Origin of the sequence: Nonomuraea sp. B10E15 (assembly GCF_039871615.1) — a bacterium.
Classification (GTDB): Bacteria; Actinomycetota; Actinomycetes; order Streptosporangiales; family Streptosporangiaceae; genus Nonomuraea.
Window position 1 is genome coordinate 194,150 of the sequence record NZ_JBDPMB010000007.1, and the last position, 24,472, is coordinate 218,621.

Genomic DNA, 24,472 nt, shown 5'->3' on the forward strand with positions numbered 1-24,472 from the left:
CGGCGCCGCGTACGTGGACGTGCCGTCACGCCCTGGCCAGGGGAATGATCCTGCGGAACTTGCCACCGGGCGACTGCTGCGGTGGTTCCTCGGCGCGTTCGAGGGTGACGGCCCCGGCCCGGTGCTCGGCGAGCAGGTGGGTCACCTGGTCGCGCGTGGTCTCCCACACGCGGTCGGCGTCCGCGCCGTCGGCGGTTCGCAGGCGTACGCGCAAGGTGGTGGGTGCCGTCTGGACGAGCTGGAACTGCTCGACGCCCGGCACGTGCAGCGCGGCGCCGAAGACCATGGGGGAGATGCTGACGTGGTCGCCACCGCCGGTGGGGAAGGCGAGCAGCTCGGCGGCGCGGCCCTGCACCCGGATGGCGGGCAGCGGGCTGCCGCAGGGGCAGGCGTCGGGCCGGACGATGACGTTGTCACCGAGGTCGTAACGGAGGATCGGCTGGACCCGGTTGGCGAGGTTGCTGATCAGGACGGTGTGCGAGAGCTGACCCGGTGGGACGGGCCGGTGGTCGGCGTCGACCGGTTCCAGGACGGCCCAGTCGCTGTTGACGTGATACCAGCCGTCCGTGCAGCCGGCGCTCAGGAAGCCGCACTCGGCCGAGGCGTAGGTGGCGCGGACCTTGGCTCCGAACGCGGTGGCGATCCGCTCCCGTGCGTGCGGAGACAGCGTCTCACCGCCCGGGATGACCAGGGAGGGGTAAATGCGCAGGCGGCCCGCTTCCTGCTCGCCGGCGAGCAGGGTGAGCATGCCTGCGAAGCCGGCGACACTGGCGGGGTTGAACCGGTTGAGCTGGTCGACCAGGTCCGCGATCGGCTGGTTGATGGGGAAGATCCGCATCATCCGGCCGAGCCATGGCCTGTCCAACGCCATCCGGGCCGGTCCCGCGACCGTGGCGAAATGGCCGCCGGGCGCGGTGACGATGGCGGTACGGCCCGCGCGGGCGAGGGTCCGGACGACGTCCCCGGCCGACAGCCCTCCACCGGAGCGCAGGCCGAGGCCGGTGTGCACGGTCATGTTCCGGTCGTCCAGCACGAAGAGGCCGCGCAGGCCGCTGGTGCCGGTGGTGGTGACCACCAGGTAGCGGCCGCAGAACGGGTGCCCCACGAGACGCGGGTCGGCCACGAACGCCTCGACCTTCTCGAGAGTCACCTGCCGGTCGGTGACCCAGTCGTCGAAGCGGGCCATCAGCGCCTTCTTGTCGGTGGCCGGAAGCAGCGCCGGGTCGTCGACCTGATCCGGCAGGCCTTCGTACAGTTCGCGGTAGTAGGGCGAGTGGGCGCGGGCGTAGGCCACCGCCTCGGCCAGGCGGGCACGCCGGCGCCGCATGAGCCCCGCGGTGCCCTCCCGCGCGGCGCGTCGTGCGTCGCGGGCCACCTGCCGGACGTTCTCCCTCATGGTGGGCCGATCCTTTCTGCGGTATGCCGCCGGCCTTGTGGGCCGGTCCGAGTTACGCGCCTTCGGCGTGCGGTCGCGCCGAACGCAGGCCTTGCATGGCGATGTCGACGGCATGCCGCGCCGCCTCCCACAACTCGTCCTGCGACCGGCCGAGCTGAACGCTCGTCCAGCTCGCCTGCTGGATCGCGCCCAGCAGCGCGCCGGTCATCGCCGCGGCGGTGATGGGGTCGAGCCGGTCGGGGAACGCCTTCTGCAACTCGCCGGCGATCCGGTGCTGCAGGTCAAGCATCAGGTAGAGCCCTTTCGCCTGCAGGGCGGGCGTGTTCAGCACAAGACGGGCCGTCGCGGACAGCTCTTCGGGCTCTTTCTGTGGAACCTTGGGCCGGCGGTGGGCGGCGTACTCCTGGATCATCCTCGCCAGCACCTCGCCGGGGCCCTCCTCCGGCCGGCGTTCCGCGATCGCCCGGAAGAGCACGTCGAAGTCCCGCTCGCTGCCGACCCACAGAACCTCGTCCTTGCTGCGGAAGTAGTTGGAGAAGGTCTTGGGGTCGACGTCCGCCGCCGCGGCGATCTGCGCCATCGTGGTCTGCTCGTATCCCTGCTCCTCGAACAGCTTGATCGCCGCCATGACGATCCGTTGCCGCGTCTCACGCTTCTTCCGCTCCCGCCGCGACTCCTGCATGGACCAGAACATACGCTCACCGGAACTTCCCTGCAACCGGAAAGTTCCATGATCGGGAATTTTGTCCCGGCCGAGATCGGGCTATCCTGAGGCCGCCACTGATCACCTGATGATCACCGCCTGCTGTTCGCCGCGGCGGCGACGCTTGTCGTTCATGCAGGGCGGTGCCGGCCGGCGCGGGAGGTGAGACGTGCAAGACGACCTGGAGCAGGGCGACCGGGCCCGGGGGCGACGGGTGCGGATGATCGACGTGGCCAACTCGCTGGGGTTGTCCCGGGCCACCGTCTCGCTGGTGATGCGGAACAGCCCGCTGGTGTCGGCGGCGACCCGGAGCGCGGTCCTGGCCGAGGCCGAGCGGCTGGGATACATCTACAACCAGGCCGCCGCGAACCTGCGGACCCAGCGTAACGACCTGGTCGGGCTGGTGATGCCGGACGTGATGAACCCGTTCGTCGCCGAGGTGTCGCTGGGCGTGCAGGAGGTGCTCGGCGAGGTCGGCTTCTTCGTCACGATCGCCAACACGGTCGACCGGCTGGACCTGCAGCGACAGATCCTGCAGTCCCTGGTCGGGCACCGGGCGGCCGGCGTCGTCACCATCCCGGCGCTGACCTCGGCGGCCGACCATTTCGCCGGCATCCGCCGCAGCGGCCTGCCGACGGTGCTGCTGCTGCGGCGCATCGACGGTGTCGACCTGCCCTTCGTCGGCACTGACGAGGTGGCCATCGGCCGGCTCGGCGCCGAGCACCTGATCGCCGTGCACGGCTGCCGCCGGGTGGCCTACTTCGGCGGCGACCCGCTGGCCTCGCCGCGGGTGGGCCGGATGCGGGCCTTCCGCGAGGCGGTCGCCGAGGCCGGCGCCGGCTGGGACGCGGCCTGGTCGGAGCCGCTGGAGGCGACCGCGGACGCGGCGCGCCGCCGCGCCGCCGACCTGCTCGCCGCGGGGCCGCCGCCGGACGGGGTGCTGTGCCACAGCGACAACGTGGCCTATGGCCTGGCGAAGGCGCTGCGGCTCGGCACGCCCGACGCGACGCCCTGCGCGGTGCTGGGCATCGACGACCTTCACCAGTCGGCGATGTGGAACCCGTCGATCAGCAGCATCGCCACCGATCCTGTCGAGCTGGGCCGGGTCTGCGGCCGCGTGCTGCTGGCGGAGATGGGGATGCCGGTCGAGGGCAGCCGTACGCCTCCGCCGCCCGAAATCCACGCGCGCGCGTCCTGCGGTTGCCACTGAACTATTCCACACTTGACCTACCGGTTTTTGTCGATATGGTTGACCCGTCGGTTTAGATCGATCTAAGGTCCATACCGAGTTGATGAGGCCCCATCGGCGCGAGCCCGGGGCCGGCGCACTCGACCGAGGGAGGGGGCACGGATGCCCGCAGCCGTCCGCACTCCCCGTCGCGCGCAGTGGCACCGGCGCGAGGACGGCGTCGGCCGCCTGATGTTGCTGCCGAGCCTGCTGCCCTACCTAGCCTTCGCGCTGCTGCCCATCGGCTGGCTGTTCTGGTTCAGCTTCCAGCGCTGGAACGGGTTCACGGAGCCGCGGTTCACCGGGGCCGCCAACTACGAGCGGATGATCGGCGACGGGCAGTGGTGGCTCGCGGTGCTGAACACGGTGAAGTTCGGGGCCGGCCGGCTGATCATCGAGATCCCGCTGGCACTGGTGCTGGCCTACGTGTTCTTCCGCGGGGTGCGCGCCGGAACCGTCTACCGGACGATCCTGTTCCTGCCGCACGTGTTGTCGCCGGCGATCGTCGGCATCATCTTCGTCTTCCTGCTGCGCGAGACCGGCGGGCCGATCAACCAGCTGCTCGTCGGATCGGGCCTGGTGGAGACGCCGATCCGCTTCCTGGGTGAGGCCGGCAGCGCGCTCGCCAGCCTCATCGGCGTCGGCGTGTGGGCCCACCTCGGGATCAACCTGCTGCTCTTCTTCGCCGGCATGATGACGATCCCGAACGAGCTGCTCGAAAGCGCGTCGCTGGAAGGCGCCGGTCACTGGTCGACGCTGCGCCACATCGTGCTGCCGATGCTGGCCCCGGTGACACGGGTGGTGATCCTGATCTCGATCATCGGTACGCTGCGCAGCTTCGACCTGGTCAAAACGCTCACCGACGGCGGACCGGCCGGCGGCACCGAGGTGATGTTCACCTACCTCTACCGGTTCTTCTTCGAGCCCGAATCGGTGCCGCAGATCGGCTACGCCGCCGCGCTCGGCGTCACCGCGAGCGTGATCGTCGGCATCATCTCCGTGGCCTACCTGCGGATCAGCCGGAGCGGGAGGGCGGCACCATGACCACACCCACCGTCACCGAACCCGCGACCCCGACGGCCGCCCAGCCCGTGCCGTCCGGGCGCCCGCGCCGCATCCGCCCGCTGACCGCGCTGCTGCACGCGGTCCTGGTCGCGGCTGCGCTGATCATGCTGTCGCCGCTGGTCTTCGGGCTGTTCGCCTCGGTGTCGCCGCTGGAACAGATCCTCAGCAGGAACGGCGGCCTGCTGCCCAGGGTCTGGGAGTGGGGCACCTACCTCCAGGCCTGGACCACGGCCAGCTTCTCCCGCTATTTCGTCAACAGCATGATCGTCACGACCCTGGTCGTGGTGCTGGACACGCTCGCCTCCAGCATGACCGGCTACGTGCTGGCGCGGCGCCGGCTCCGCGGCCAGCGATTCCTCGAAGGCCTGTACGTCGGCACCCTGTTCGTCGGCCTGACCACGGCGACGCTCTACCCGCAGTACGTGATCGCCGAGGCGCTGGGCCTGGCCAATCTGCTCGGGATCGCGCTGGTCCAGCTGGCCGGCATCATGCTGGTGCACATCTTCCTGATCAAGGCGTTCGTGCTCGGCCTCGGCACCGAGATGGAGGACGCCGCCCGCGTCGACGGCTGCGGGCTGTTCGGCACCTACTGGCGCATCGCCTTCCCGATGATGCGGCCGATCCTCGCCACCACGGTGATCCTCGGCTTCCAGGCCTCGTGGAACAACTACCAGGTGCCGCTGGTGTTCTCGCTCGCCGCACCCGACCTGCGCACGCTGGTCGTGGGCGTGAGCGCGCTGCAGTACGACGCCGCCGAGGGGATGACGCCGTACAACACGGTGCTGGCCGGCGCGAACATGGCGCTGGTGCCGATCGTGGTGATCTTCATCCTGCTGCAGCGGCACTTCGTGCGCGGCTGGACGGACGGGTCGGTGAAGGGATGACCCTGCTCGCTGCGGACGGCGCCCTGCTGCGCGGCTGGTCCCGCTGGTGGTTCTGGGCCTGGACAAGCTGCTGCTGGCTGCTGTTGAGCCTGCCCGTGATCACCGCCCCCGCGGCCACCCTGTGGCTGGTCGCCCAGCAACGCCGGCAGGCCCGCGGCGAGGCCGCACTCGGGCCCGGCGAGACGCTGCGGTTCCTGGCCCGCCGGCTGCTGCCCGCCCTGCGGCTGGCCGGCTGCCATCTCGGCATCGCCTGCCTGGTGCTCATCGGCCTGCTCGGCCCGTCTCCCGGCGGGCCCTACGGCTGGCTGGTGCTGGTCACCAGCGTGGTGGCCGGGGTGACCTGGGCGCTCGTCGCCCCGTGGTCGGTCGTGATGTTCGAGCGCACCGGCCGTACCGTGGCGGCGCTGCGGATGGCGTACGTGCTGGCGCTGTCGCGGATCGAGCTGGCACTGACCGCGACGGTGGCCATGCTGGTCGCCGCCGTCGCCGGGCCGTTCCTGGCGACCCAGGTGCCGTACGCCGGCCCGCTGCTGGCGATCGCGCTGCCTGCGGCCACGGCCAGTTTCGTGATCATGCTCGGCGATCGGGCCGCCGCGGTCCACGACGTGGTCTCCGCCGGCCGGATCGGGGTCCGGTTCGGTCCCTTCCGGATGAGAAAGGCCCCCTGATGATCGATCCCTCCTTGACCCGCCGCGGACTGCTCGGCACGCTCGCCGCCGGCGCCGCGGGTGTCCTCGTCGGCTGCGGCGGCTCCTCGAGCGGTTCCGCCGATCCTGACGAGCTGACCACGATCGTGGTCTGGGACCGGGCGGGCGCGCACGCCAAGGCCCGGCAGGAGTTCTTCCGTACCTGGAACCAGCGGGAGGGCAAGTCTCTCGGCATCGCGGTGCGGTACGAGCCGCAGGCGACGGACAAGTACGAAGAGATCGTCCGGCTCGGCTTCCAGACCAAGAGGGCGCCCGACCTGTTCCACAGCCCGTCGGCGCAGCTGGGCGCGTTCGTCGCGGCCGGGTGGGTGCAGCCGCTGCCGGACCTGGTCGACAAGGCCGTGCTGGACAAGGCCGCGCCCTACCACCAGAAGAACAGCGAGCTGGTCTGGGGCGGCGTGCCGTATGCGGTGCCGACCACCGCGTTCACCAACCGGATGCTGATCAACACCGACCTGTTCGAGAAGGCCGGGCTCGACCCGGACTCGCCGCCCGCGACCTTCTCCGAGGTACGGGAGGCGGCGGCGGTCATCACCAGGAGCGGCAAGGGTGACGCGTTCGGCATGCTGATCCCGATCAAGGCGACCGGGTTCCGGCAGTGGAGCGTCGACATCCTGCTGATGGCGGCCGACCCGGCGCTGGCCCAGTTCGGGCTGTTCAACGCGGCCACGCAGAAGTACGAGTCGGCCAAGTACGCGCCACTGCTCGAGCTCTACCGGAGCATGCTCACCGACAAGACCGCCTACCCGGGCGCCGCGACGCTGACCGGTGACGTCGCCATCAACGCCTTCGGCAAGGGCGAGGCCGGGATGTACGTCACCAGCAGCGCGGTCGTGTCCTCGCTGGCCGATCTCGGCAGCGAGGTCAAGGCGGCCGCGGCCCCGCTGCCGGTGCCGGACGGGCAGAAGCCGGTGCGGTCGCCGATGAACGCCGGTTACCCGTACGCGATCTCCTCGACCACCGGGAACCCGGAGAAGGCCGCCAAGGTGTTCGAGGTGATGGTCGGCGACGGGATGCAGGAGGCGCTGGCCGCGAAGGCGGCGCCGCCGCTGAACGCCGCCGTCTGGGACTCCGCCGCGATCAAGGACAACGCGCTGCTCCAGCAGTTCCGGCCGGCCGAAGGCGACGAGCAGTGGCCGAAGACGCCCGGCGGCCTGCTGCAGGTGGACGGGGAGAGCGTCGACCAGACCGTGGAGAAGCTGCTGCTCGACCCGTCGGCGGCTCTCGGACCGGCGCTCACCGCCATGCAACAGCGCATGCAGGCCGCCTACGACGCCGCGGTGAAGAGCGGCGAGATCGACCCGCGGGAGTTCCAGGCGTGACGGTCCCGAACCTCGTCGTGCTGCTGGCCGACCAGTGGCGGAGCCAGGACCAGGGCTGGCTCGGCGGCGCCCGCGGACGAGCCTCCCAGGTCCGCACACCGCACCTGGACCGGCTGGCGGCCGGCGGCGCCGCGATCGCGGGCGGCTGCTCCAGCTCGCCGGTCTGCGGACCGAGCCGGGGCAGCCTGCTCACCGGCCGCCTGCCCCACCAGCACGGCGTGGTCGCCAACGACCTGCCGCTCTCGCCCCGGCTGGAGACTCTGGGGACGGCGCTGTCCGCCGCCGGGTACCGGACCGGCTGGATCGGCAAGTGGCATCTGGCCGGGCTGCCACGGGACAAGTGGGTGCCGCCCGCCGCGCGGCCGGGAATCGAGCACTGGGCGGGGGTCGACTGCTCGCATGACCACGTCGACGGCCACTACTACGTCGGCGTCGAGAGCCCGACCAGGGTCGACTTCGTCGGATACGAGCCCGAGGTGCAGACCGACCTCGCCTTGGAGTTCCTCGCCGGGCAGGACGCCCCCTTCTTCCTCACGCTGTGCTACAACCCGCCGCACGACCCGTACGACTCGGTGCCGGAGCACCTTCGCACGGGTTACCCGATCGAGCGGATGACGGTGCCGCCGAACACGCCAGACGGCGACGAGCAGCGCGAGGTGCAGCGGCTCTACTGGAGCGCGATCACGGCGGTGGACGCGCAGATCGGCCGGGTCGTGGCGGAGCTGGACCGGCTCGGGCTGCGCGAGAACACGATCGTCGTGGTCACCTCCGACCACGGCGACATGCTCGGAGCCCACGGCCTGCGGGCCAAGCAGAGCCCGTACGCGGAGGCCGTCAGGGTGCCGATGGTGATCAGCGGGCCAGGCGTTCCCGCCGGCCGCCCGGCCGGCCTGCTCGGCCTGGTCGATCTCGCTCCGACCCTGCTCGGACTGCTCGGGCTGCCGCCGATCGGGGTGTACGGCCGCGACCTGAGCGATCGGCTCAGAGCCGGCGCCTCCCTGCGTACGGAGCTGCTGATCGGCAACTGGGTCAGCTTCGACAACGGCTACGACCAGGGCATCGGCGAGTGGCGGGGCTTCGTCACCGACGAGCTGACCTACGCGCGTACCGTCGACGGCCGGCCCTGGCTGCTGTTCGACGACCGCGCCGATCCCTGGCAGCTGAACAACCTGGCCGGCGACCCGGCGGCGGCCGGCCGGGTCGCCGCGGCCGACGACCGCCTGTCGGCGCTGCTGGCGGAGTCCGGGGACACGTTCTGGCCGGCTGACCGGTTGCTGACCGAGCTGGGCCTGGTCGATGACTGGAACGCCCGCGAGATCTCCCTGCGGGGCGACAAGGCCCGGCTGCTGCCGACTCTGTGAGGAGAGACCCGTTCATGCCCACCCGCCCGAACGTGCTGTTCGTGATGACCGACCAGCAGCGGTTCGACACCATCGCGGCGCTCGGCAACCCCCATGTCGCGACGCCCCATCTCGATCGGCTGGCGGCCCGCGGGACCGTCTTCGACAACGCGTACTCCACTTCCCCGGTCTGCGTCCCGGCCCGCTACACGCTGCGCAGCGGATGCGAACCGACCAGGACCGGGGTGTACGACAACACCGTCCCCGACGGGGGACACGCCGCGATCCGGGAACGCTGCGGCCCGTACCTGGCCGAGGCGATGGGCCTGCGCGGGTACCGCACCTGGGGCGTCGGCAAGTTCCACACCGAGCCGTGGGACGCGCCGGTCGGCTACGAGGTGCAGCGGCACAGCGAGGAGTTCTACGGCAGCCCCGAGCAGCGCGCAGGGGACGCGTACGCGTCGTGGATCGCGACGGAACACCCTGAGTACGACTGGATCGAGGCACTGATGGGGGAGCGGACCGACATGTACTACATGCCGCAGCTCAGCCCCTTGCCGGCCGACTGCACCGTCGAGTCGTGGGCCACGCGGGAGGCGATCGAGCTGATGGCCGCCGACGACGACCGGCCCTGGTTCGGATTCGTGTCCTACATCGGCCCGCACCCCCCGTTCGCGCCGCCGCTGCCGTACAACCGGATGTACGACCCCGACCAGATGCCCGACCCTGTGTGCGGCGATCGTGCCATTGACCATCTCGACCAGCACATCCCCTGGATGAACCACCTGGTCTACGCCGAAGACGTCGACCCGCACCGCGCCCGGACGCTGAAGGCCCGCTACTACGGCGAGATCAGCTACATCGACGGCTGCGTCGGCGACCTGCTCGACGCGGTGGAGCGAAGACCGGACGCCGACAACACCCTGATCTGCTTCTACGCCGACCACGGCGACCTGCTCGGTGACCATCACGGCTGGCAGAAGGAGAGCTTCTTCGAAGCGTCAGCCCGGGTCCCGTTCCTGATCTCCTGGCCGGAGCGGATCGCGGCCGGTGACCGCCGATCGGAGCCGGTCTGCCTGACCGACCTGTTCGGCCTGGCCACCTCCGCCGCGGGGCAGCCGGAGCTGCGGCAGGGGAGTGACCTGTTCGGCCTGCTGGCCGGTACGGCGCCGCCCAGGGAGACGCTCTTCGGCTACCACGGGCGGCCCGGCACCCGGCGGTTCAAGGCGATGGTCCGCCAGGATCACCTGAAGCTGATCTGGCTGGCCAACGGCGGGCACCGGCTGCTGTTCGATCTCGCGGCCGACCCGCACGAGCTCAAGCCGGTGCAGGCGGAACGGCCGGAAGACGCCGACCGGCTGACCGCGCTGCTGGCCGCGCAGCTCCGGTCCGAGGGCGTGGCCGAGGCCTTCGACCGCGAAACCCTCGGCCGGGACCTGCGGACCTTCCCGTACGAGGAATGGCCGCTGACGAGGATCCACCAGTTCGACCTGTCGCGAGGGGTCACCGGCTACGGCGCCGCCGGGTGACCGGATGGCGGTCCGTCCGGCGGGATGCGACCATCGGCGGGTGGACGCATGTGTCTTCTGCGAGATCGTCGCCGGGCGGGCTCCCGCCTACCGGGTGATGGAGGACGAGCACGCGGTCGCGTTCCTGGACATCGCCCCCGCCGCGCCTGGTCACACGCTGGTCGTGCCGCGCGGGCATGCGCGGGATGTGTGGGAGCTGCCCGAGGACGCCTGCGCCGAGGTCGCCCGGCTGGTGCATCGGGTGAGCGCGCTGCTGCGGGTGGCGCTGGCCCCCGACGGACTGTCGGTCACCCACGCCACGGGGGAGGCGGCCGGGCAGGACGTCTTCCACTTCCACGCGCACGTCGTCCCGCGGTGGCGGGGCGACGACGTGAGGCTGATGTGGAAGACCCGGCGAGCTTCGTCTCAGGAGCTGTACGAGGTGCTGGAGCGGGTGACCGCGGCCAGGTGAGCGGTGACGCGATCTTCGGCGTGCGGGTGGGCGGTCACCGGCGTCACCTCACCTCAGGAACTCCCGCGCGCCCCGCAGCCGGGTCCTGAGCCGCCGCTGGGTCATGCCGCACTCCAGGCGCACGTCCACCGGGCCGGGCACGCCGGCGTCCGCTCTCCGGGCAGAGGGCAGCCGGTCGGCGTCGAGGCCGTCGCGCCGGGCGACGAGCCGCCCCAGCTCGTACCGGCTCACCGCGTCGGCCCCGGCGACGTGGTGGATGCCGTGGTGGCCGGAGACGGCGAGTTCGAGCAGCGCCGCGGCGAGATCGGCGACGTGCACGGGGCATCGTACGTCGTCGGTGAACAGCGCTCCTCTCGCCCTGCCGGTGGCCAGGGCGTGCACCAGCGCCTCGTGCGCAGAACCGCCGCCACCGATGATCAGGGAGGTCCTGGCCGTCACCGCGGCAGGCGCGATCGCGTGCACGGCGGTCTCGGCGGCGGCTTTGGCGGCGCCGTACGGGGTGATGGGGTCGGGGGCGCACGTCTCGTCGTAACGGATGGCGGCGCCGGAGAAGACCGCGTCGCTGGACACCTGGACCAGGCGCGCACCTGCCGCGGCGGCGGCCAGGGCCACGTGCGCGGCGCCCGTCGCCGTGGTCGCCCAGTCCGTCTGCCGGAAGGCGGCGTTGATCACGACCTCTGGCCGGCCTGCCGAGATCAGCGCCCCGACGTCGTCCCGCCGGCGCACGTCGAGCGGCGACCACGCGACACCTTCCGTCTCTCCCGGCCGGGAGAGGTAGGTCGCGGCCACCTCGTGTCCGGCCGTCGAACACTGCCTGGCGAGTTCGCCGCCGAGCAGGCCGCTGCCGCCGACGATGAGGACCCTCATAGCGGGCCACCACAAGTGACCGTCACCGGTGCGGTCAATGGTGCTCGGCGTAGTGGCGCGCGAGCAGGTCCTCGCCCCAGTCGTTGCGCAGGTCGCGCCACACGGAGTGGATGTGGTTGGCGTCGTCCTGGGTGTTGTCGTACTCGAGGAGGAACGTGGGCCCGGCGACGCAGTAGTAGTGGCCCTGCCCGCGCTCGTCGGACCCCATCCACGCGAACGTCACCTTGTCGAGCCCGGCGTCGAGCACGTCGCGCCAGCAGGTCTCGCCGTACCAGCCCGGGGCACGGTCGAAATAGCGGCGGATCAGCCGTTCGAGCAGTTCCTTGGAGGACGTGGACATGTCGGCGCAGGGCAGCCCGTGGGGGATGAGGCCGGGATCGGCCGCGGGGTCGTTGCGGGTGAGGACGTCGTCCGGGGCCGCCTTGCTGGTGACCGCGATCGAGCGCTGGTGCGGCGCGAGGTCGGCGAGCAGCGCCCGGCCCAGCTCCTCCTCCTCGGCGAGCAGCCGCAGACCCCGCTGCGGCCCGGACAGGACCATGGCCGGTTCTGCGCCGAGGAAACTCGGCGTGACGGCGACCGCGTCGCCGGCGACCGTGATGTGCACCGCGAGGTGGTGGCCGTTGACCCGCCACGTCCACGGGTCCGCTCCTCCCGGGTCGCCGAAGACCCGGAACCAGTAGCGGTCGCCGTCGATCTGGTCGACGCCGGTCGCCAGCCGGCGCCGGACGCGTTCGAGCTCGATGACGCCTCTGGCCGTGCGCGCGCCGGCCACGCCGCAGCCGGCGTCGAGCAGGGCGAGTGCCAGCTCCTGCTGCCCGGAGGTCATCTCGGCCAGCGGCAGCCCCGGACGGGGACCCGGCAGATAGGACCACTCGGTGCGCTCGGGCGAGCCGAACGCCGCCGTCGCCGCGGCCCTCCGCTCGGTGTCGAGCGAGCCGAGGAAGCGCAGCACCGCCTGGCGCATCGTATGGACGTCATGGGAACTCATGGAAGCTTCCTTAACGGGAGGAGGGAGCCGTGAAGGTCAGAACACGGGCTCTGCCGCCACGAACCGCAACATCCTGCAATCTAAACGACAGCAAGGTGGTACGGATCCCCGATCGTCCCGTTCAGCCGGCCCGCGCGGCGTGGATCGCGCTGAACGCCAGGAGAGGGGCGGCGGTCCGTCCCGGATCCTCCATGATGGGCGTGTGCCCGAGACCGGGCAGCATCTCGACCCTCGCTCCGGGGACGACGCGGTAGCCGGCGGCGGATGAGGACCGCCATCGACGATCGTCCTCGCCGAAGATCACCAGCAGCGGCTTGCCGAGCACCCTCAGCCGATCCGGCAGCGCCCGCTCCTCCAGGTAGGCGCGGGTGGCCCGCATCGTCGTGGTGAACGTGTGGTAGGTCATGCTGCGCACCTCGTCCAGGAACTCGTCGGGGATCCGGTAGCCCGCGCGGCTGAAGGCAGGGCCCGCCAGCCGGCGGACCTGCTCGTTGGCCGGCGGCCACTGAGAGGGCCCGATCGCGGCCGTCTCCGGGGCTATGAAGGCGTCCAGGCTCGGGCCGGTGTTGATGAGCGCGAGCGCGCTCACCAGGCCGGGCCGCTCCTCGGTGAGGGCGGTGGCGACCGCGCCGCCGCTGGAATGGCCGGCGACCAGGGCACGCCTGACGCCGAGCCGGTCCAGTGCCGCGCCGACCCGGCGCCCCTGCTCCGGGAGCGCGTAGCTGCGGTCGGCGGGTTTGGCCGACCGGCCGTGCCCGAGCAGGTCGATCCGGATGACGCGATGAGCTCCGGTCAGCATCGGAACCAGCGCGTCCCACGAGCGGGCCGAGGACGCGGACCCATGGATGAGCAGGAGCGCGGGTGCGTCGCGGGGGCCGTCCTGGCACACGTGGATGTCGCCGTCGTCCAGGGACAGCGTCGTGTTCTCTGTGGCCTCAGCGTGCGTGCCGTCAGGAATCGTCATGGTGTCACTGTGGCCGCCGGCGCGCACCGGTGGATTGGACGAATGTTCCCCTCGGCCGGCTTGCCTAGCATGGCAGGATGCGGACGTTCGTCCACGGCGCGGCGGTGTGGGGCGTCGCGCGCCCACGGAGGCCCAGCCGGGTGGCGGGTGTCACCATGGCCGGGTTCCGGGTCCGTGACCTGAGCGCGCTGCGCATGATCCCGCACCCGGCCGTGACCCTGATCGTGGAGTTCGGCGCCGGTTCGCCCGTGGTGGACCATGCCGCCGGGCGGCTGCGGGGCAGCGTCGCCGCCGGGCCGGGGATCGGGGCGGGAGGCGCGGTCTGGGCGTCGGGCGAGAACGTGGAGTGCGTGCAGGTGCGCCTGTCCCCGGTGATCGCACGCGCGGTTCTGGGCGTCTCCCCGGCCGACCTCGACGGCGTCGTGGTGGCCCTCGATGACCTGTGGGGCCGGGAGGCGTCGCGGATCCGGGAGCGGCTGGGCGAGGTCTCGTCGTGGCGCGATCGTTTCGCGCTGACGGACGCGATGCTCGCCAGCCGGCGTGCCGCGGGGCCGCCGGTGGACCCTGAGGTGGCCTGGGCCTGGAGGCGGATCGCCGGCGACCGCGGCCGGACCCGGATCGACGGGCTCGCGGCGGAGGTCGGATGGAGCCGCAAGCGCCTGTGGTCCCGGTTCCGGTCGCAGCTCGGCCTGCCGCCCAAACGCGCCGCGAAGCTGGTCCGCTTCGACCATGCCGCCCATCGCCTGGTGGCGGGCGAAGGCGCCGCCCGAGTAGCGGCCGACGCCGGCTACGCCGACCAGTCCCACCTGCACCGGGACGTCGTGGCGTTCACCGGGGTGACTCCCGCGACCGTGGCCGGCGAGCCGTTTCTGGCGGTCGACGACCTGGCATGGAGCGGCCACCTCTCCGGGGATCTCGGGCTCGGGCGCCGGCCGTCGCGGTGATCGAAGCCGGCGGCGAGATCGAACTTTCTGGCTTCCGGCGGCATCACAGCTGATGACCAACGATGGAGCCCGCCGATTCGGAGGCTGTTCGTGGAGACCATCATCGCGATGATCCTGGCGACTACCGCTCTCAGCGGAGGAACCACCTATGCGGTCACGCGCCGCGATCTGGAGGGCGGCGCAAGGGTGGCGGTCGCCCTGGCGTGCGCCCTCCTCGTGGGCGGCGCCTGCGTGTTCGTGCCCTGGCTTCCGCTGTTCGCCTTCTTGGGGACCGTGGTGGTCTATCTGCTCGTGCGGCGCCTGCTGACGGCGAAGCTCGCGCTCGCCGCCTCGGGGGCCGTGCTGCTCGGCGGGTGCTCGTTCACCGTGCTCCTCATGATGGCCGCGCTCGAGACCATGTGACAGGCGGCCCTCGAAGGGGGCGTGGCCGGCGACGACGCGCTCACACGTCTCCGATGGCCGTCTCGTTGGCCTGCTCGGCACGCTTGTGGTTGCCCGAGTGCTCGATGATGCCGTCGGCCAGACGGTGCAACTGCTCGATGAGCGATGTGTACGCCTGCGGCATCGTCTCCAGCAGGTCCATGTATTCAGCGTCGAACCCGGCGCTGGGTTCCGCGGCGTCGCTCACCGGGTGCCGGCCGGCGACGGTGAACGTCTGCTTGGTGAGGTTGTCGAGATTCTTCACCACATCCCGGACGGTCTCCGAGGCGGCTCTGAGGCTGGTGTGGTGAACTTCCTGATCATCTGGTTGATCCCCATGCGCGTAAGCCACCTCCGACACCCTAGCCGTTCGTCAAGGGGTATGTCCGGACAAATCACCACTCAGGCACGAGGATGTCGGCCACCGGCCTGAGGAACCGGAGGCTCCACTCCTGACCGAACTGCTCTTCATAGCCGGCCGACCGCGCCCACGCGCGAAGCGCCTCGCGACCGGCCTCGTCTCCGACCCGCTGCGCCTCATCAGCAGACAGCGAGGGCTGGCCTCGCCGCTCCCGCTCGGTGTTCTCCACGCTGACGGCATCGTGGTACGCCCATCCGTATTCGCCCTCGTGTACCAGTTGCTCCCCGCGGGCGGCTGCCAGTTGCCTTCGCATCTCGTACGCCTTCACCTGCCCATCGACTTCCTCCTCGATGGCCGCCCTGATGTATTCTTCCCGCCCCATGCCGAGCGGGTTCGGCTCGCCCTCGTTGCGCGCATGGTTCACCTCGTGGACGAACGTCTCGGCGAGTTCTTCGGGTGTCTGGCCGGAAACGCCGATGAGCAGCAGGTTCAGCTTGTCCTGGTAGGACCCGAGGGCACCGTCGAGCCCGCCCGGCTTGTAGACCACGGTGATGCCGTGCTCCTCCGTCCAGGCGAGGGCTTCCCTGCCCGCGGGCGTCTCGCGAAGCACCTCCTCGGTACGCCGCTGTGCCTCCTCGTCCGACCGCATCAGCCCGGCTCCGCCCCTGTAGATTCCCAACGCCGACTGGAGCACCGGAGCCGCGTACAGGGGGAGCAACGCAGAGGCGAGCATCCTGGCTCTGTGCAGCGTGTCGCGGACGACCGACTCCACGTGCTCGCCGAACTTCTTTCTCATCTGCGCCAGCGCGCGACGCGCTCCCGCGACCCGTGCCTGCCGGATGTACGCGCTGGCCGGACCGGCCGCGAGGGCGGCGAGCAGCGAGACCGCCAGGATCGCCACGGCATAGACGACGTATGCCTTCCACATCACCCGGAGGATCACGATCGTCAGCGTCCCGAGGCCGGTGAGCAACGCGCCCTGGCTTGCCCCCGTGAGCGCCGCTGTCCCGGCCCGTTGTCGCCCTCCCAGTGGGCCTGGAATGCCGCGACGTCGCCGCCCTTGTTGACCGTCCACGCGTGCCGCGCGGCCGACTCGGCCTCGGCGGAAGCCGTACGCAGTCCGAGGCCGAGGTCGATCCAGGCACGAGCGGACCTGATGCGTTGCTCTTCGTCCGGCGAGCCGAGCGGCGCCACATCTTTCACGAGATTATGCACACTTACCAGATGCGGCGGGAGTTCCACGATCTCAATCCTCACAACGGTTCTACGGTCACGTGTCGCAGGCCGGCTTTCGCGTGTGTCCCGCCCGGGGAGGCGGGATCAGTGCCGGCGGACCGGTGCCGGCGCCCTGTCCCCGCCCAGCGCGACCGCGGCCTGCCCATGACCGGGCGGAGGGGTCCGCATGGTAACCGATCTACCTTGCGGTCGTCGACAGGGGCCGGACTTTCACGCGCGAGCGCCCGGGTGGGGGCGCGTCCACCCTTCCGAGGCGGTCACCTGGCGACCCCGCGGGGGTGCGGGTTCGACGGGGCGGCCCTCGTACGGTGTCGAGAGCACGACGTGGGAGTTCATCTCGCCGTGCTCGCCGAGCCGTTCGAGCAGCCCTTCCAGGTGCGGCATCGAGGCGACCCGCACCTTGAGCATCGTGCACCAGTTGCCGCTCAGCTTGTGCACCTCGGTGACCTCGGGCAGGTCCTCGGCGGCCGTGGTCTTGAGCAGGCAGCGGCCGTGCGCGCAGCGCATCTGGACGAAGGCCGTCAGGGGCTGCCCGGCGCGGGACGGGTCGATGCGCGCCTGGTAGCCGGTGATCACTCCTGACTCCTCGAGCCGGCGTACGCGTTCCGCCACGGCGGGTGCGGAGAGGTTGACGCGCTGGGCGAGCTTGTTGAAGGAGAGCCGGCCGTCGCGCTGGAGTTCGCCGATGATGCGCCAGTCCGTCCGATCCATCTGCAAAGCCTCGCATGCCTGATTCCTTATGAACCAGTGGTCCATGGCGTCGAACTCCGGTGTTTGCCCATTCAACGGCGGGTCCGGCGTTCCTATCGTGAAGGCCATGGTTGTTGAGGTGCGGGCGGGCGGCGTGACCCGCAGGCGGCCGATGGCGGCACTGTGCTCGGGGACCGCCCTGATGAACGCGGCGATGGCGGTCGCGAGCGCGGCGGGCACGCTGGTCGCGGGGGACCGGCTAGGAGCGGGCTGGGCCGGCGTGCCGGTCACGGCGGGCATCGTCGGGACCGGTGCGGGGGCGCTGGTGCTGACCCGGCTGACGGACCGGGCGGGCCGGCGCGCGGCCCTGGTGACCGGCTACGTCGCGGCGGCGGCAGGAGCCTGCCTGGCGGTCGCCGGGGTCGTGGCGGGCGACATGATCGGCCTGACCGCCGGGATGCTCCTGCTCGGGCTGGGCAACGCCGGGGCGCAGCTGTCACGGTACGCCGCCGCGGAGCTGCATCCGGCGGCGCGGCGGGGGGTCGCCATCGGGGTCGTGGTGTGGTCGGCCGCCATCGGAGCGGTCGGTGGCCCGCTGCTGCTCGACGTGTCCGGTGACACGGCCGCCGGGATGGGGTTCACGTCGCTGGCGGGGCCCTTCCTGCTGGCGTGGCTCGCCTGCGCCGCGGCCGCGCTCGCCTCCGTCGCGGCGCCCTCGCGGCCGGGTCGCCGCGACGGCGCACGGCCCTCGCGGGCGCGGGAGGCCATCGCGCCGCGCGTGTCCCTGCGGGCGCTCGCCCGTACGCCGGCCGCGCGGTCCGCGCTGGTCGTCATGGTGTCGGCGCAGGTCGTGATGGTCGCGGTGATGACGGCCGCGCCGCTGGAGATGCACCTGCACGGCGATGGGCTCGGGGCGGTCGGGGCCGCGCTGTCCGCGCACACGCTGGGCATGTTCGCGCTGTCGCCGGTGACGGGCCGCTTGTTCGACCGTTTCGGAGCCCGGCCGGTGATGCTCGGCGGGCTGCTCCTGCTGGCCTTCTCGGCGGGGACGGCCACCTTCGCTCCGGTACGTCCCGTGGGGCTGTTCCTGCTGGGCTACGCCTGGAACCTGTGTTTCGTCGGCGGCAGCGGCCGGCTCGCCCGGGACCTGCCCGATGCCGGACGGCTGCACGTCGAGGGCGCTGTCGACGCCGCCGTCTGGACCGTCGCGGCGGCTGCCGGACTCCTGTCCACCGTGATCATGTCGGCGGGCGGGTACGGTGCTCTCACCGTGACGGCCTGCGCCATCGCCGTCCTGGCCACGTTCGCCCAGGTCCGCCTGCGAGGGAGCGGCTGAAGCCGGCCGCGTACGGGTGGCGCGGGGGCGGGTTCTCATGGAGTTCTCAGGCGGACTTTGTAGCACTTTCGCCTGAAATTTATGACTATGGGGCGATGGAGCGCGTGCCGCAGGAGGCCGGTGCGGCCGAGGCTCAGCAAGCTCGAAGAGCCGTGGCCGGAAAGGCTCGGCGGATGGTCATCGGGGGCGGCGTCCTCGTCGTCGTGGCGCTGCTGGCGTACTGGATGGGGAGCGGTGGCGGGAACGGCGAAGGAGCCGCGCCCAGGCCCAGCCCGACACCGACGCCCAGCGCGACGCTCGCGGCGCCGGACGTCTTCGAGAGAGTCGGGCCCTCCGTGGTGGTCATCCAGGCAGGGAAGTCGCTCGGCACCGGGGTGATCGCGGCCGACGACGGGACGATCCTGACCGCGCACCACGTCGTCAAAGGTACGAAGGACGTCAACCTGACGTTCGCCGACGGCACCAAGGCCAGGGCCGTGGTCGCGTCGTCGAACCCCAAGAAGGACGTCGCGACGCTCAAGCCCGCGAAGTTGCCGGAGATCGTCGTCCCGGCGACGCTCGGCGGCGGCGTGGCCGTGGGCGCGCCCGTCGTGGCGATCGGCAACCCTCTCGGCCTCACGTACAGCGTCTCCACCGGCGTCGTGTCGGGCCTCAACCGCAGCGCCACCCGGAACGCGGAGGAGGGCGACCTGAGCGGGCTCATCCAGTTCGACGCAGCCGTCAACCCGGGCAGCTCCGGCGGCCCGCTCCTCGACGCGCGCGGCCTGGTCATCGGGATCGTCGTCTCGATCGCCGACCCGGGAGGCGACGAGGCGTTCGCCGGCATCGCGTTCGCGGTGCCGATCGGCGTGGCCCTGGGCGGCACCGAAGGCGACGGCCCGCCGGGCGACGGGCCCCAGATCTGACCGAAGCCTCATGACAAGGAAGCCCATGACCTCGACCAAGCCCTCCTCGTCGGCCCACCCGCTCGAACACGTGCTGTTCGAGGTCAAACGGACGATTGTCGGGCAGGACGTCCTGCTGGAGCGCATGGCCGTCGCGCTGGTCGCCGACGGTCACCTGCTCGTCGAGGGCGTGCCGGGCCTGGCCAAGACGCTCGCGGTGCGGTCGCTGGCCGCGGCGATCGCCGGGAGTTTCCAGCGCGTCCAGTTCACCCCCGACCTGGTGCCCGCCGACCTCGTGGGCACGCGGGTCTACCACCAGCACTCAGGGGAGTTCAAGACCGAGCTCGGCCCGGTGTTCGCGAACCTGCTGCTGGCCGACGAGATCAACCGCGCCCCCGCCAAGGTGCAGAGCGCCCTGCTGGAGGTGATGCAGGAACACCAGGTCACGATCGGCCGCGAGACCTTCCGGGTGCCCGAGCCGTTCCTCGTCATGGCGACGGAGAACCCGATCGAGTCGGAGGGCACGTACCCGCTGCCCGAAGCGCAGGTCGACCGGTTCATGATGAAGGTGGTCGTCGACTATCCGACGCAGGCCGAAGAGCAGGCGATCGTCGACCGGGCGCTGCGCCCGCCGGAGCCGCCGCAGGCGATGGTGACGGCCGACGACCTGGTCGCGATGCGGGCCCGCGCCCAGGAGGTGTACGTCGATCCGTCCATCGTCGACTACGCGGTCCGGCTGGTCTCCGTGACCCGTTCCCCCGCGGCCGCCGGGCTCGGCGAGCTGGAACGGTACGTCACCTACGGGGCCAGCCCGCGGGCGTCCATCGCCCTCGTCACGGGCGCCCGGGCGCTGGCGTTCCTGCGCGGCCGCGACTACGTCCTGCCGCACGACCTGGCCGAGCTCGCGCTCGACGTGCTGCGCCACCGCCTCGTCCTGTCGTACGAGGCCCTCGCGGACGACGTGGACGCCGACACGATCATCACCAGGGTGCTCGGCGCCGTCCGGACCCCCGACGTCGTCCTGCAGAACCGCTGAGCCATGGCCCCCGCCCCCGACAGGCTCCTGCTCCGCCTGGAGTGGAAGGTCGTCCGCAGGCTCGACGGCCGGCTCCAGGGCGCCCACCGCACCACGTACCGCGGCTCCGGGATCGACTTCACCGGGCTGCGCGCCTACGCCGACGGCGACGACGCCCGGCACATCGACTGGAACGTGACCGCGCGGCTGGACGAGCCACACGTACGCGTGTTCACCGAGGACCGCGAGCTGACGGTGTGGCTCGTGCTCGACCGGTCGGCGTCGATGGCGGCGGGCCGGCCGGGACGCGGCAAGCACGACGTGCTCGCCGAGCTCGCGCTCGTCCTGACCCGGCTGTTCGGCCGGGGCGGCAACCGCGTCGGCGCCCTGCTGTTCGACACCGGGATGGTGCGCGTCGTGCCGCCGGGCACCTCCCGGCGGCACGCGCTGCGGATCGGCGCCGAGCTGGAACGCACCTCAGGGACCCGCGGCGGCAGCACCACCGACCTGGCCGAGATGCTCGACGCGGCCGGACGGCTCGCCCGCCGCCGCGCCCTCGTCGTCGTGCTGTCGGACTTCATCGGCGACGGCGACTGGGAACGCTCGCTCCAGCGCCTGGCCCGCCGGCACGAGGTGGTCGCCCTGCGGATCGTCGACACCGCCGACGACGTGCTGCCAGAAGGCGGGCTGATCGTGGTCGAGGACGCCGAGACGGGCGAGCAGCTCGTCGTCGACTCCGCCGACCCGCTGCTGCGCGTACGGTTCCGCGAGGCCGTGGACGACCGCGACGCCCGGCTCGCGGCGGGCATGCGCCGGGCCGGGGTGCCCGTGCACCGCGTCGACACCGACCGCGATCTGGCCGAGGCGCTCGTCGAGGTCGTCGCCCGGACCCGGGAGCGGTCGACATGACCCTGTCCTCCCCGCTGCTGCTGGTCGCCGGGCTGCTCGTGACGGCGGCGCTCGCCTGGGCCGCCGTCGTCTCGGCGCGCCGGCGTGCGGCGGCCCTCGCCGCGGCAGGGGTCGCCGTGACGGGCGGCCGGCGGGCGTACCTCGGAGCCGGGTTGACGATCGCCGGCGTCGGCGTGCTCGCGATCGCCACCGCAGGACCGGCGGCCATGGTGCCGGTGCCGCGGACCGCGGGCACCGTCATCCTCGCCATCGACGTCTCCAACAGCATGGGCGCCGGCGACGTCGCGCCCAACCGGCTGGCGGCCGCGCAGCGGGCGGCCCGCGCGTTCGTGGCGGCGCAGCCCGACAGCGTCGACATCGGCGTCGTCGCGTTCGAACGGGGCGCGCTCACCACCGCACGGCCCGACGCCGACCACTCCGTCGCGCTCAAGGCCATCGACCGGCTGAGACTCACCGGCGGCACCTCGCTGGGCACGGCCATCACGGCGGCGCTGTCGGCGATCACCGGCAGGCAGGTGGCCGTCGGCCGCGACGGCGAGACGCCCGACATCGGCTACTGGCCGTCGGCGACGATCGTGATGTTCTCCGACGGCCAGAACCAGGGCGGCGACGTCGAACGGGCCGCCGAAGTGGCCCAGCGGGCGGGCGTGCACATCCACACCGTCGGGGTCGGGACCGCGGCCGGGGCGACGGTGAAGGTCGACGGTTACCACCTGCAGACCTCGCTGGAGGAGGAACCCCTCACCGTGATCGCGCAGACCACCGGCGGCGCCTACCATCCCGCCTCCGACACCGCGCGGCTCGACGGGATCGCCGACACGATCGATCTTCGGCTCACCGTCTCCGACGAGCCGCTGCCCCTCGCCGGCGGGCTGATCGGGCTCGCCCTCGCGCTGCTCACCGCGGGAGCGGCGCTCACGGTGCTCCGGTCAGGACGGGTGATCTGATGATGTTCTCGTGGCCGTGGGCGCTGCTGTCCGTACTGATCATCCCGCTGATCTTCGCCATTCGCTGGTGGGCGCGGCGACGCCGGCGGCGGGCCGCCGTGCGGGTCACCTCGATCGCGCTCGTCCGCAGCGCCCTGCCCGGCCGTACCCGCTGGACGCGGAAGATTCCGGCGGCGCTGTTCGTCGCCGGGCTCGTGCTGCTCGTGGTCGGCGCCGCGCGGCCGCAGGCGTCGGTGCCGGTGCCGCAGACGTCGGCGACGATCCTGCTCGCGCTCGACACCTCAGGGTCCATGTGCTCCACGGACGTCGACCCCAACCGCATCACCGCCGCGAAGAAGGCCGCCGCGGAGTTCATCGAGTCGCAGCGGGGCGGGCCGCGCATCGGCCTGGTCACCTTCGCCGGCAGCGCGGGCCTGCTCGTGCCGCCGACCGACGACACGGAATCGCTGGTGGAGGCGCTCGACGGCCTCACCGTGGGCCGCGGCACCGCGATCGGGCAGGCCATGCTGACCTCGATCGACGCGATCGCGGAGGTCGACCCGTCGGTCGCCCCCACCGGAGCGAGCCCGCCCGGCGGCGGGTCCGGCTACGCCGGCGCCGCGATCGTCGTGCTCACCGACGGCGCCAACACCCAGGGCGTCGACCCGCAGACCGCCGCCCAGGAGGCGGCGCTGCGCCGCGTCCGCGTCTTCCCCATCGGCTTCGGCAGCACCGACCCGGCCCCGATGGTCTGCGAGAACTCGCAGTTCGACGGCCGCGGCTGGGGCAGCTGGGGTGGCTTCGGCGGGCGCGGCGGATTCGACAGGGGCCGCAACATCCGCATGATCGACGAACCCGCGCTCAGGCGGATCGCCGAGACCACCGGCGGCACCTACCACCGCGCCGAGAACGCCGACCAGCTCCAGGACGCCCTCGACGCCCTGCCCGGCACCTTCACCGTCGTCACCCAGCGGGTCGACACGGCCGCCGCCTTCGCCGCCGGCGGCGCCGTGCTCGTCACCGCGGCTCTGTCCCTCTCCCTCTGGTGGAACCGCCCCCGCCCCCTGACCCGCTGACCCGGTTTCACTCCCGGCGGCCGAGGAGCTTCTCGATGTTGCGGCGCTCGCGTTTGGTGGGGCGGCCCGCACCACGAGCGCGTACGGCCACTGTCACGGTCTCCTCGCGGGGAGGCGGCGGAGGGCTCTTGTCGACGTAGCACTCGGCTGCCACGGGGGCGCCGACGCGCTTGGTGATGATCCGGGAGACGACCACGATGCGTTCGCGCCCCTCGTGCCGCAGCCGGATCTCGTCACCGACCCGCACGGCGTGCGCGGGCTTGACCCGCACCCCGTTGACCCGGACGTGACCGCCCCGGCAGGCGTCGGACGCGATCGAGCGCGTCCTGGTCAGCCGCACCGACCAGATCCAGCTGTCCACCCGGGCACTCACCTGCTCGCCTGCCATCCCGACACTCTACTGAGTGCGCGCGGTCTCAGGCGGGGCCGTAGCGGGCGGCGATGTCCTGGGAGCTGGGCCAGCCGCTGTAGGCAGGCGACTGGGGCCAGCCGTCGGGCGAGTCCTGCCACTCCTCCTGCCGCCCGTACGGCAGCACGTCGATCAGCGCGAACGTGTGGGTGAGCTGCTCGATGCCCCGGCCGCTGGTGTGCCAGGTGCGGTAGACGGTGTCGCCGTCGCGCAGGAACACGTTGAGGGCGAAGCCTTCGCCTGGCCCCGCTCCGACGTCGGCGCCGAACGGGCTGTCGGCGGTGGAGTACCAGGGCATCGCGTTGCCGACCCGCCGCTTGTAGGCGAGGGCTTCGTCGATGGGGCCCTGGGTGACGACGACGAACCGGGCGTCGTAGCTGTCCAGGAACTCCGTACGGGTGAACTGCGAGGAGAAGCCCGTGCAGCCGGCGCACTGCCATTCCTCGCCCGGGAACCACATGTGGTTGTAGACGATCAGCTGCCGCTTGCCGTCGAAGACGTCCGCCAGCCGGAGCGGTCCGTCCTCTCCTTCGAGGACGTAGCCGGGCATCTCCACCATGGGCAGGCGGCGGCGCTGGGCGGCGATGGCGTCGAGTTCCCTGGTCGCGGCCTTCTCCCGGGCACGCAGCGCGTCGAGCTCTCGCTGCCAGGTGCCGGCGTCGACGACGGGTGGGAGCGCGTTGGTTTTCATGGTCCCTCACTTCGTGGGCATGGTTGTCCGTTTCAGGGTTAGACCTGCCCCGGGCGCGGAACTCATCGCCGGGCGCAGGCAATCAGCTGTGCAGCATGCGTGCAAAACGTGCGTTGTGCACGTTCGTGCAG

27 protein-coding genes are annotated in these 24,472 nt (G+C 71.8%); 16 read left to right on the top strand and 11 right to left on the bottom strand.

Features of this window, described 5'->3' with window-relative positions; genetic code table 11:
* Positions 1-25: 25 nt before the first annotated feature.
* Together ABGB14_RS22210 and ABGB14_RS22215 are read right to left on the bottom strand one after the other, a co-directional pair.
* Complete coding sequence (locus ABGB14_RS22210; protein WP_347645720.1) at positions 26-1,396, bottom strand: hypothetical protein; 1,371 nt, start codon at positions 1,394-1,396, stop codon at positions 26-28.
* Positions 1,397-1,448: 52 nt separating this feature from the next.
* Positions 1,449-2,078, bottom strand: a complete 630-nt coding sequence (locus ABGB14_RS22215) for a helix-turn-helix domain-containing protein (RefSeq protein WP_347645721.1) — start codon at positions 2,076-2,078, stop codon at positions 1,449-1,451.
* A gap of 190 nt (positions 2,079-2,268) precedes the next feature.
* Between ABGB14_RS22215 and ABGB14_RS22220 the strand changes: the two genes are divergently transcribed.
* The 8 genes from ABGB14_RS22220 to ABGB14_RS22255 all read left to right on the top strand — a co-directional run bounded on the left by ABGB14_RS22220 (position 2,269) and on the right by ABGB14_RS22255 (position 10,625).
* Entirely contained in the window at positions 2,269-3,309 is a 1,041-nt protein-coding gene (locus ABGB14_RS22220) for a LacI family DNA-binding transcriptional regulator (protein WP_347645722.1), read from the top strand.
* A 141-nt stretch (positions 3,310-3,450) separates the two neighbouring features.
* Positions 3,451-4,371 (top strand): sugar ABC transporter permease, encoded by a 921-nt coding sequence (locus tag ABGB14_RS22225; RefSeq protein ID WP_347645723.1) that lies wholly within the window; start codon positions 3,451-3,453, stop codon positions 4,369-4,371.
* Positions 4,368-5,276: a carbohydrate ABC transporter permease gene (locus ABGB14_RS22230; protein WP_347645724.1), complete on the top strand. Its 909-nt coding sequence runs from the start codon at positions 4,368-4,370 to the stop codon at positions 5,274-5,276. Before ABGB14_RS22225 ends, ABGB14_RS22230 begins: the two co-directional genes overlap by 4 nt.
* Positions 5,273-5,944, top strand: a complete 672-nt coding sequence (locus tag ABGB14_RS22235) for a hypothetical protein (protein ID WP_347645725.1) — start codon at positions 5,273-5,275, stop codon at positions 5,942-5,944. Before ABGB14_RS22230 ends, ABGB14_RS22235 begins: the two co-directional genes overlap by 4 nt.
* Positions 5,944-7,305, top strand: coding sequence for an extracellular solute-binding protein (locus ABGB14_RS22240; protein WP_347645726.1), 1,362 nt, complete (start codon positions 5,944-5,946; stop codon positions 7,303-7,305). Before ABGB14_RS22235 ends, ABGB14_RS22240 begins: the two co-directional genes overlap by 1 nt.
* The gene (locus ABGB14_RS22245; protein WP_347645727.1) at positions 7,302-8,666 is read left to right on the top strand and encodes a sulfatase-like hydrolase/transferase; all 1,365 of its coding nucleotides are present in this window, start codon (positions 7,302-7,304) and stop codon (positions 8,664-8,666) included. Before ABGB14_RS22240 ends, ABGB14_RS22245 begins: the two co-directional genes overlap by 4 nt.
* Before the next feature lie 14 nt (positions 8,667-8,680).
* Positions 8,681-10,174: a sulfatase-like hydrolase/transferase gene (locus tag ABGB14_RS22250; protein WP_347645728.1), complete on the top strand. Its 1,494-nt coding sequence runs from the start codon at positions 8,681-8,683 to the stop codon at positions 10,172-10,174.
* 40 nt (positions 10,175-10,214) lie between these two features.
* Positions 10,215-10,625 carry an HIT family protein gene (locus ABGB14_RS22255; protein WP_347645729.1) on the top strand — a complete coding sequence of 137 codons (411 nt, stop codon included), beginning with the start codon at positions 10,215-10,217 and terminating at the stop codon, positions 10,623-10,625.
* A gap of 48 nt (positions 10,626-10,673) precedes the next feature.
* Here the strand turns inward: ABGB14_RS22255 and ABGB14_RS22260 are convergent, their stop codons facing one another.
* The 3 genes from ABGB14_RS22260 to ABGB14_RS22270 form a co-directional block, all read right to left on the bottom strand.
* A complete protein-coding gene (locus tag ABGB14_RS22260) occupies positions 10,674-11,492 on the bottom strand; it encodes a sugar nucleotide-binding protein (RefSeq protein ID WP_347645730.1) in 819 nt (272 codons plus the stop codon).
* 34 nt (positions 11,493-11,526) lie between these two features.
* Complete coding sequence (locus ABGB14_RS22265; protein WP_347645731.1) at positions 11,527-12,480, bottom strand: DUF3500 domain-containing protein; 954 nt, start codon at positions 12,478-12,480, stop codon at positions 11,527-11,529.
* Between the two features lie 121 nt (positions 12,481-12,601).
* Entirely contained in the window at positions 12,602-13,444 is an 843-nt protein-coding gene (locus ABGB14_RS22270) for an alpha/beta fold hydrolase (protein ID WP_347645732.1), read from the bottom strand.
* 77 nt (positions 13,445-13,521) lie between these two features.
* Here ABGB14_RS22270 and ABGB14_RS22275 point away from each other — a divergent pair, with 77 nt between their 5' ends.
* Both ABGB14_RS22275 and ABGB14_RS22280 read left to right on the top strand, forming a co-directional pair.
* Positions 13,522-14,388, top strand: coding sequence for a helix-turn-helix domain-containing protein (locus ABGB14_RS22275; RefSeq protein WP_347645734.1), 867 nt, complete (start codon positions 13,522-13,524; stop codon positions 14,386-14,388).
* A 90-nt stretch (positions 14,389-14,478) separates the two neighbouring features.
* Positions 14,479-14,790 carry a hypothetical protein gene (locus ABGB14_RS22280; RefSeq protein WP_347645735.1) on the top strand — a complete coding sequence of 104 codons (312 nt, stop codon included), beginning with the start codon at positions 14,479-14,481 and terminating at the stop codon, positions 14,788-14,790.
* Positions 14,791-14,830: 40 nt separating this feature from the next.
* On the opposite strand, the gene ABGB14_RS22285 is transcribed toward ABGB14_RS22280, so the two are convergent.
* The 4 genes from ABGB14_RS22285 to ABGB14_RS22300 all read right to left on the bottom strand — a co-directional run bounded on the left by ABGB14_RS22285 (position 14,831) and on the right by ABGB14_RS22300 (position 17,116).
* The gene (locus ABGB14_RS22285; protein ID WP_347645736.1) at positions 14,831-15,076 is read right to left on the bottom strand and encodes a hypothetical protein; all 246 of its coding nucleotides are present in this window, start codon (positions 15,074-15,076) and stop codon (positions 14,831-14,833) included.
* Positions 15,077-15,203: 127 nt separating this feature from the next.
* Positions 15,204-16,112 carry a hypothetical protein gene (locus ABGB14_RS22290; RefSeq protein ID WP_347645737.1) on the bottom strand — a complete coding sequence of 303 codons (909 nt, stop codon included), beginning with the start codon at positions 16,110-16,112 and terminating at the stop codon, positions 15,204-15,206.
* Positions 16,113-16,117: 5 nt separating this feature from the next.
* Positions 16,118-16,372, bottom strand: a complete 255-nt coding sequence (locus ABGB14_RS22295) for a hypothetical protein (RefSeq protein WP_347645738.1) — start codon at positions 16,370-16,372, stop codon at positions 16,118-16,120.
* Between the two features lie 243 nt (positions 16,373-16,615).
* Positions 16,616-17,116, bottom strand: a complete 501-nt coding sequence (locus ABGB14_RS22300; protein ID WP_347645739.1) for an Lrp/AsnC family transcriptional regulator — start codon at positions 17,114-17,116, stop codon at positions 16,616-16,618.
* Between the two features lie 106 nt (positions 17,117-17,222).
* Here ABGB14_RS22300 and ABGB14_RS22305 point away from each other — a divergent pair, with 106 nt between their 5' ends.
* The 6 genes from ABGB14_RS22305 to ABGB14_RS22330 all read left to right on the top strand — a co-directional run bounded on the left by ABGB14_RS22305 (position 17,223) and on the right by ABGB14_RS22330 (position 23,241).
* Positions 17,223-18,431, top strand: coding sequence for an MFS transporter (locus ABGB14_RS22305; RefSeq protein ID WP_347645740.1), 1,209 nt, complete (start codon positions 17,223-17,225; stop codon positions 18,429-18,431).
* A 95-nt stretch (positions 18,432-18,526) separates the two neighbouring features.
* Complete coding sequence (locus ABGB14_RS22310) at positions 18,527-19,336, top strand: trypsin-like peptidase domain-containing protein (RefSeq protein ID WP_347645741.1); 810 nt, start codon at positions 18,527-18,529, stop codon at positions 19,334-19,336.
* A gap of 25 nt (positions 19,337-19,361) precedes the next feature.
* A complete protein-coding gene (locus ABGB14_RS22315; protein ID WP_347645742.1) occupies positions 19,362-20,351 on the top strand; it encodes a MoxR family ATPase in 990 nt (329 codons plus the stop codon).
* A 3-nt stretch (positions 20,352-20,354) separates the two neighbouring features.
* Positions 20,355-21,239, top strand: coding sequence for a DUF58 domain-containing protein (locus ABGB14_RS22320; RefSeq protein WP_347645743.1), 885 nt, complete (start codon positions 20,355-20,357; stop codon positions 21,237-21,239).
* Entirely contained in the window at positions 21,236-22,186 is a 951-nt protein-coding gene (locus ABGB14_RS22325) for a VWA domain-containing protein (protein ID WP_347645744.1), read from the top strand. The genes ABGB14_RS22320 and ABGB14_RS22325 overlap by 4 nt, the downstream gene beginning before the upstream one ends.
* Positions 22,186-23,241 carry a VWA domain-containing protein gene (locus ABGB14_RS22330; RefSeq protein WP_347645745.1) on the top strand — a complete coding sequence of 352 codons (1,056 nt, stop codon included), beginning with the start codon at positions 22,186-22,188 and terminating at the stop codon, positions 23,239-23,241. The genes ABGB14_RS22325 and ABGB14_RS22330 overlap by 1 nt, the downstream gene beginning before the upstream one ends.
* 7 nt (positions 23,242-23,248) lie before the next feature.
* On the opposite strand, the gene ABGB14_RS22335 is transcribed toward ABGB14_RS22330, so the two are convergent.
* Both ABGB14_RS22335 and ABGB14_RS22340 read right to left on the bottom strand, forming a co-directional pair.
* Entirely contained in the window at positions 23,249-23,629 is a 381-nt protein-coding gene (locus tag ABGB14_RS22335) for an RNA-binding S4 domain-containing protein (protein ID WP_347645746.1), read from the bottom strand.
* 28 nt (positions 23,630-23,657) lie between these two features.
* The gene (locus ABGB14_RS22340; RefSeq protein ID WP_347645747.1) at positions 23,658-24,341 is read right to left on the bottom strand and encodes a DUF899 family protein; all 684 of its coding nucleotides are present in this window, start codon (positions 24,339-24,341) and stop codon (positions 23,658-23,660) included.
* Between the last annotated feature and the right edge of the window lie 131 nt (positions 24,342-24,472).

Bases quoted from the DNA above. Each gene is read 5' to 3' on its own strand.
- ABGB14_RS22230 (WP_347645724.1), top strand. From the start codon at position 4,368: ATGACCACACCCACCGTCACCGAACCCGCGACCCCGACGGCCGCCCAG.
- ABGB14_RS22340 (WP_347645747.1), bottom strand. From the start codon at position 24,341: ATGAAAACCAACGCGCTCCCACCCGTCGTCGACGCCGGCACCTGGCAG.
- ABGB14_RS22275 (WP_347645734.1), top strand. From the start codon at position 13,522: ATGCGGACGTTCGTCCACGGCGCGGCGGTGTGGGGCGTCGCGCGCCCA.
- ABGB14_RS22240 (WP_347645726.1), top strand. From the start codon at position 5,944: ATGATCGATCCCTCCTTGACCCGCCGCGGACTGCTCGGCACGCTCGCC.
- ABGB14_RS22225 (WP_347645723.1), top strand. From the start codon at position 3,451: ATGCCCGCAGCCGTCCGCACTCCCCGTCGCGCGCAGTGGCACCGGCGC.
- ABGB14_RS22305 (WP_347645740.1), top strand. From the start codon at position 17,223: ATGGTTGTTGAGGTGCGGGCGGGCGGCGTGACCCGCAGGCGGCCGATG.
- ABGB14_RS22310 (WP_347645741.1), top strand. From the start codon at position 18,527: ATGGAGCGCGTGCCGCAGGAGGCCGGTGCGGCCGAGGCTCAGCAAGCT.
- ABGB14_RS22300 (WP_347645739.1), bottom strand. From the start codon at position 17,116: ATGGATCGGACGGACTGGCGCATCATCGGCGAACTCCAGCGCGACGGC.
- ABGB14_RS22210 (WP_347645720.1), bottom strand. From the start codon at position 1,396: ATGAGGGAGAACGTCCGGCAGGTGGCCCGCGACGCACGACGCGCCGCG.
- ABGB14_RS22325 (WP_347645744.1), top strand. From the start codon at position 21,236: ATGACCCTGTCCTCCCCGCTGCTGCTGGTCGCCGGGCTGCTCGTGACG.
- ABGB14_RS22215 (WP_347645721.1), bottom strand. From the start codon at position 2,078: ATGCAGGAGTCGCGGCGGGAGCGGAAGAAGCGTGAGACGCGGCAACGG.
- ABGB14_RS22235 (WP_347645725.1), top strand. From the start codon at position 5,273: ATGACCCTGCTCGCTGCGGACGGCGCCCTGCTGCGCGGCTGGTCCCGC.
- ABGB14_RS22250 (WP_347645728.1), top strand. From the start codon at position 8,681: ATGCCCACCCGCCCGAACGTGCTGTTCGTGATGACCGACCAGCAGCGG.
- ABGB14_RS22320 (WP_347645743.1), top strand. From the start codon at position 20,355: ATGGCCCCCGCCCCCGACAGGCTCCTGCTCCGCCTGGAGTGGAAGGTC.
- ABGB14_RS22260 (WP_347645730.1), bottom strand. From the start codon at position 11,492: ATGAGGGTCCTCATCGTCGGCGGCAGCGGCCTGCTCGGCGGCGAACTC.
- ABGB14_RS22335 (WP_347645746.1), bottom strand. From the start codon at position 23,629: ATGGCAGGCGAGCAGGTGAGTGCCCGGGTGGACAGCTGGATCTGGTCG.
- ABGB14_RS22270 (WP_347645732.1), bottom strand. From the start codon at position 13,444: ATGACGATTCCTGACGGCACGCACGCTGAGGCCACAGAGAACACGACG.
- ABGB14_RS22265 (WP_347645731.1), bottom strand. From the start codon at position 12,480: ATGAGTTCCCATGACGTCCATACGATGCGCCAGGCGGTGCTGCGCTTC.
- ABGB14_RS22315 (WP_347645742.1), top strand. From the start codon at position 19,362: ATGACCTCGACCAAGCCCTCCTCGTCGGCCCACCCGCTCGAACACGTG.
- ABGB14_RS22330 (WP_347645745.1), top strand. From the start codon at position 22,186: ATGATGTTCTCGTGGCCGTGGGCGCTGCTGTCCGTACTGATCATCCCG.